Below are 5453 nucleotides of genomic sequence, written 5' to 3' on the forward strand. Positions count from 1 at the left end.
AAATATAAACTATGTTGAAAAATGATGATGATGATGTTAGAATTAAGACAAAAAATTCAACATAGTTTACAGCGGATGCGCATAAAATAAATTCAACATAGTTTATATGGGGTGAGGGGAATGCTGGAACAATTCGAACGCTATTTACGGGAAGAAGGGAAAAGCGAAAACACCATTAAAGGCTATTTGCAGTCGGTAGAAGGGTTTTTGAAATGGTTTGATGAATCTAAAGGAGTGGAATTTAAACAGCTTCATCGCGAAAACGTCCAAGAGTACATTTCCTTCCTGCGAACCGTCAAAAATGCCAAGCCGAAGACGATCAATACGAAGTTAAATGCTTTGGTCAAATTCAATGAGTTTTTGATCGAAACGAAAGTGCAGCGGGATATGGTCCTAACAAAAAAGGACTACATGAAGGTGCAACAACAATACGCTTCGTTGGCCAAAGTGGAACTAAAAGATGTCGAGAAATTCCGGCAGTTGGTACTGGATAGCGGCAATAAACGCAATTATGCGTTAGTTACGCTTTTGGCGTATGCCGGATTGCGGATTTCCGAGGCGCTCAACCTAAAAATGAGCGATTTCAACCTTGTTTCCAGAGAAATCACGGTAAGAAGCGGCAAAGGAGATAAGTATCGAGTGGTATTTATGAACGACAAGGTTAAATCCGCTCTCCAGTCATGGTTGAAGGAACGGAAAGAAAAAGGAATTGATAGTGAATACCTTTTTGTTAGCAATCGCAATAAACGTTTGGACCGTACAACCGTCAATAAACTGTTTAAAGAGTACTCGGAACGCATCGGCAAGGATATTACTCCGCACGATTTGCGGCACTTCTTTTGTTCTCATGCGATCCATAGCGGGATGAGTGTTCACGAGGTCGCGAATCAGGCGGGCCATTCCAACATTCACACGACGCTGTTATATACAAACCCGACGAAAGAAGAGCTTATTCGGAAAATGAATCAATTGTGAGGAGGAAAAAGAATGTCTGTGAACGATCAATTCAAAATCATTGTTGGGAATTTTGTGGGCGACGCTTTTTATATGCGCAGTATTGCCGGATTTATGTTAGAAGGCCGCTTCAAAGCTGCTGGACTACGTTCGATAGCACGACTTATTGACGAAGATGAGCCTTTCTCGTTCATCATTGACAAAAAAACGACAGTACATGTCCCGATTGAGTTAAATAAGCAGATCAAGCAAGAACTGTTCGCGATCGCGGACAAGTTGGAAGGGAAAACGAATAAAACGTAAAAAGCCGTCCACAAACGGGACGGCTTTTCCTTTTAGGCCGCTAAGGGCAATATTATTAAATTCAAGTCGGCGCAAAGGCCTTTAAAATTCAAGTCGGCGTTAGAGCCTTCATTTATTCTTATGTCCATATTGTAATAAAATATTACTGAAAAAGCAATACGTTTTAATCGTTTTAAGTAATTTTAAGTAACTTTGAGTAGCTTTAAGTAGCTTTAAGTGCGTTTTAATTGTACTTATAATCAATCCTTCTGATCCTGCAAATTTGTTTTATCCTTCGTCTCTTCTTTTTTATTCTTTGTACATAACTTGATGATTGCTTCGTCAATTTTGTCCATTTGATCGTCAGTGAGTTTTAACTTAACGAATTCTTTTGTTTCTGGATGCCTATAATCGCTTAAACGTTGTTTGCTAACCTCTCTCATTTTACCAACTAAAGCGTAAGTTTTCGGCTTTTCGAATGGGAGGTCCTTAATTTCTCCTATCTCAACGCACATATTTTCTTCATCGAGTTTCCAGCTTTGTGTATCATCTTCATCCAGACTGGAGAGTGGAACTACGAGCGCGTGATATTTAAACTCTTTTACTACAACGCAAAAATGAGGATAATTGAATTCAGAACCGACATTTACGCCAAAATCGATGTAATATACCCTAGCACGTCTTCTTCGTACCATTTCCTTGTCTTTTTTGCTTGGATCGTTTTTATACCGATGGATAATATGGTTTTTAATCGCCACTTCTAGAAACCAATCCACCATTTTCTCCGCATATTCCGGATCTTTATCGTGGAAATACATAAGTTCCTGCTTTAATGCTGCAAATACTGTATCAATTTTGTCGGATAGCCTTTCTTTGTCGGATTGTTTTTCTTTCTCTGACACTAAATTCAGCCCCCTAGACCTATTTTTTGATTTTAATTTACCATATAACGACATATTTCGTGGTTATTTGAAATAAAAAACCATCCTTTACATGAACATATCCCTGTCAAGTAGACAGTGTGAAAAATACCCACCTTCTTCAGCTGCTTGTTAGGATAGTGGAATGAGGAAACGTTGTCAAGGAAAGCACTTGACAACGTCTCCTTCATTCCACTTCATCGTTGGCAAGCTGAAGAAGGAGACATTCTCAGCCGTTCGTCTGCGCTGCTTGGGCAATTCGGTATTCCACTGGGCTGAGGTAGTCTAGTTTTTTCTGGCACCGTTCATAATTATAAAAATACATGTACTGATCGATCGCCTCGATCATTTCCTCTTCCGTTTCAAAGGTGGGAAGGTCCACCATTTCCGATTTCAAATGCCCGAAAAAATTTTCCATGCAGGCATTGTCTAAACAGTTTCCTCTTCTGGACATACTAGGAATGATATGATGAGCCTTCAGCAGTTGATGGTACTGGCGGGATGTGTACTGGGAGCCTTGATCGCTATGGAGAAGGACTCCTCGCGCATCCCGTTTTTTGATGGCATCCTTGACAGTTTCGATCACCAATTTTAAGTCATTCGAACGACTGATGCGATACGCAATGATTTCATTGTTGTACAAATCTTTAATAGCAGACAGATACAAATAGGTTCCTTGAAATGGCACATAGGTAATATCCGTCACCCATTTTTGGTTGGCTGCAGTGGCCGCAAAATCACGGTTTAACACGTTCGACGCTACGATATTCTCCTTTCCCGCTTTATACTTCGGCTTTTTTCGACGGATTTTGGCCTGAACCCCCAACTCTTTCATCAGTCGGTACACTCGCTTATGATTCACGGTCTTCCCATAATTTCGTTTGATCCATGCCTTCACGCGGTAGTATCCATAGATCCCATTGACCTTTTGATGGCATTCGAGGATCATTTGTTTGATTTGTTCATTTTCCTTTTGCTTCTCTGTGACGATTCCCTGCCGGTTCACCCATCGATAGTATCCACTTCTTGACACACCGGCCAGTTGGCATAGCCAGGCAATCGGATAGGTGTTGGATAACTCCTGAATGATCGAGAACCGCTCTTTCGGTTTCACCTCCTTGCCAGCTCTCGTAACTTTTTTAAATAATCATTCTCTGCTTTCAGTCTTCGATTCTCTTCCTCTAAACTGCACTCTTTTTTTCGAGGCCTTCCCTTGAATGGAGACTTGGATGTCCCGCGCCGTTCTTCGAGCCCTTTTAGACCATGTTCATGGTAACGTTTTACCCAAAGTCTGATCGTTTTCGTGCAGGGAATCCCTAACTCTTGGCATACCCGCTTATATCCCCATCCTTCTTCGATGTACATCTGGACAGCCCTCCATTTAAACTCCACGGAATAAGTGGTCTTCCCTTTCGGTGTTTGCTTGTTCTCGAACATAAACAAATCCCTCCAGTGTTTTTAATGACAGTATGGGCATTTTCCCAACTGTCTACACTAGAGGGATAATATCAACATGAGGGATGATTTTTTACTGGTTTTTACTTCGCATCACAAGCTCATATCCCATCATTTCACATATCCTGACAAGTTCAGCCACTCGAAGAGAATTGTTATTGATAGCTGATCGGAAAGTTGTTTCTTTGATGTTCAAATTTCTGGCCACGGCAGCCATGCTGTCAATATCGGATTCTGCCATCATAATCTTCAATGCGCGTTTGAGATCTGTATCATTTAAGACAATTTCTCTTTTCATAGTTCCCCTTGTCCCCTTTCCAATATTTTCATTCAACGACAATTATAACATCGAAATAACAAATATTTGATTAAAAAGGTAAAATATTCATTGTTTTTTCGTTGACTCGACGAATATTTCGTCGTATCATAGGGAATGAATAGAGATTTAATCATTTTTTGGTAAACAGGGGGGAGATTTTATGGACACTATGGTTACAGCCGGCAAGATTGCAGAAATCGCTAAATCGCATCGAGTAAGTCTTGATTATGCCCTTAAATTTGGAGCAGCTTGTTACGATGCCGGCATGGTGGAAGTGCTTAAAGGTGTTGCTATTGAGGTTTTAGCGCGTGAAGGTAATAATATAGCGACTTCCAAGTACACCAAGGAGCGCCGCTTGGCCGTTGAGGAAAAGTACAAAGCATTGGAAAGTGTGTTAAATGAGCAAGAAAAACAGCTTCTCGAAGACTTTACTGACGAGTTGTATGCTCTTATGGCAGCTGAAGCAGAAGATCATTTCGTTGAGGGGTTCATCCATGGCTATCGTTATTTGAAATTGCTCTCCTTCACTAGTTATGCGGATTATACGGAGGAATGATGGTAAAATGGGTAAACTCATTCTTGTTTCATTCGCTCCAGAGATCAAACCGCTTGAAAATGAAGAAAACCGCAGTGTTGGGGACACTACGGCTTTCCAATAAAAAACAGGCACATGTATTATACCATTTGAAAAGGGGATAACGCAAAGTTGCGTTCCCCTTTTTCTCTCACATTAGTTCAAATTTCGACTCCTGCAATAAGGAATTTGCAAAAATCTGTCTGCAATCCTTTTTAGACAGTGCTATAATATGCATATAAAAGGACAAAGCGCCACGCTGGGTTGGCCGCCCTTGGTGCGTGACGCTGCAGGTATAAGGCACTACTATGCCCATTTATTCGGTTTTTGCATATTTTCATTATAGTGCAGATAGAGTCAAAAAAACAATAGCATTCTATCTGTTTTTTTAAACCGAATATTACCTTTAGTGCCTTATCCTGCCCGTTTCTATAGAGAGAAGAACAAGGGGAGGATTTTTTTATGTTTAATGACGGATTTAACAAAGAAATGACACATGTTGAAGTTATCTGGGGGACACCGATTCTCGACGAAGGGTTTACTCCTATTCCGAACCTAATCATCCGCTATGCATCGGAATTAATGACACCGAAAGAATTTCAGTTTATTTGCGTTTTGGCCACTTTTAAACACGATTCCCGTGATCCATATCCTTCGCAAGAAACACTCGGAAAATACTTGGGTGGGATCTCTGAACGTGCCGTCCGCAAAATTGTAGACGGATTAGAGAAAAAAGGACTTATCAAGATCGGCTATCGTTACGTGGATGGTAAACGACAAAATGCCGTTTACAACCTAAAGCCGCTGATTGATCGAGTATTGGAATTAGCAGGAGAATCACGCCTTCCAGATGCCAAGCCAACCGAGAAAATTTATTGGAAAACAGAACCGAAAAAGACGACTACCGGAACAAAAAGTTCCGCTACTACCGGAACAAAAAGTTCCGCTA

8 protein-coding genes are annotated in these 5453 nt (G+C 40.8%); 4 read left to right on the forward strand and 4 right to left on the reverse strand.

Annotation, left to right across the window (positions count from 1 at the left end):
- Positions 1–120: 120 nt before the first annotated feature.
- Together BM278_RS17875 and BM278_RS17880 are read left to right on the forward strand one after the other, a co-directional pair.
- Entirely contained in the window at positions 121–975 is an 855-nt protein-coding gene (locus tag BM278_RS17875) for a tyrosine-type recombinase/integrase (RefSeq protein WP_090952419.1), read from the forward strand.
- Between the two features lie 12 nt (positions 976–987).
- A complete protein-coding gene (locus tag BM278_RS17880) occupies positions 988–1257 on the forward strand; it encodes a hypothetical protein (RefSeq protein ID WP_090952424.1) in 270 nt (89 codons plus the stop codon).
- 239 nt (positions 1258–1496) lie between these two features.
- Here the strand turns inward: BM278_RS17880 and BM278_RS17885 are convergent, their stop codons facing one another.
- The 4 genes from BM278_RS17885 to BM278_RS17900 form a co-directional block, all read right to left on the reverse strand.
- Positions 1497–2138, reverse strand: coding sequence for a type II toxin-antitoxin system PemK/MazF family toxin (locus tag BM278_RS17885; protein ID WP_061579630.1), 642 nt, complete (start codon positions 2136–2138; stop codon positions 1497–1499).
- Between the two features lie 247 nt (positions 2139–2385).
- A complete protein-coding gene (locus BM278_RS17890; protein ID WP_090952427.1) occupies positions 2386–3270 on the reverse strand; it encodes an IS3 family transposase in 885 nt (294 codons plus the stop codon).
- Complete coding sequence (locus tag BM278_RS17895) at positions 3267–3593, reverse strand: transposase (RefSeq protein ID WP_090952430.1); 327 nt, start codon at positions 3591–3593, stop codon at positions 3267–3269. The genes BM278_RS17890 and BM278_RS17895 overlap by 4 nt, the downstream gene beginning before the upstream one ends.
- Positions 3594–3684: 91 nt before the next feature.
- A complete protein-coding gene (locus tag BM278_RS17900; protein WP_061579629.1) occupies positions 3685–3909 on the reverse strand; it encodes a helix-turn-helix domain-containing protein in 225 nt (74 codons plus the stop codon).
- 181 nt (positions 3910–4090) lie between these two features.
- Here BM278_RS17900 and BM278_RS17905 point away from each other — a divergent pair, with 181 nt between their 5' ends.
- Entirely contained in the window at positions 4091–4486 is a 396-nt protein-coding gene (locus BM278_RS17905; RefSeq protein ID WP_090952433.1) for a DUF6809 family protein, read from the forward strand.
- A gap of 480 nt (positions 4487–4966) precedes the next feature.
- Positions 4967–5453: helix-turn-helix domain-containing protein (locus BM278_RS17910; RefSeq protein WP_143093491.1), on the forward strand; the 487-nt coding region annotated here is incomplete at its 3' end.

It is taken from the genome of Parageobacillus thermantarcticus (assembly GCF_900111865.1).
GTDB classification, from domain to species: domain Bacteria; phylum Bacillota; class Bacilli; order Bacillales; family Anoxybacillaceae; genus Parageobacillus; species Parageobacillus thermantarcticus.

Coding starts and splice junctions, on each gene's coding strand:
- BM278_RS17875 (WP_090952419.1), top strand. CDS start 121: ATGCTGGAACAATTCGAACGCTATTTACGGGAAGAAGGGAAAAGCGAA.
- BM278_RS17880 (WP_090952424.1), top strand. CDS start 988: ATGTCTGTGAACGATCAATTCAAAATCATTGTTGGGAATTTTGTGGGC.
- BM278_RS17895 (WP_090952430.1), bottom strand. CDS start 3,593: ATGTTCGAGAACAAGCAAACACCGAAAGGGAAGACCACTTATTCCGTG.
- BM278_RS17900 (WP_061579629.1), bottom strand. CDS start 3,909: ATGAAAAGAGAAATTGTCTTAAATGATACAGATCTCAAACGCGCATTG.
- BM278_RS17905 (WP_090952433.1), top strand. CDS start 4,091: ATGGACACTATGGTTACAGCCGGCAAGATTGCAGAAATCGCTAAATCG.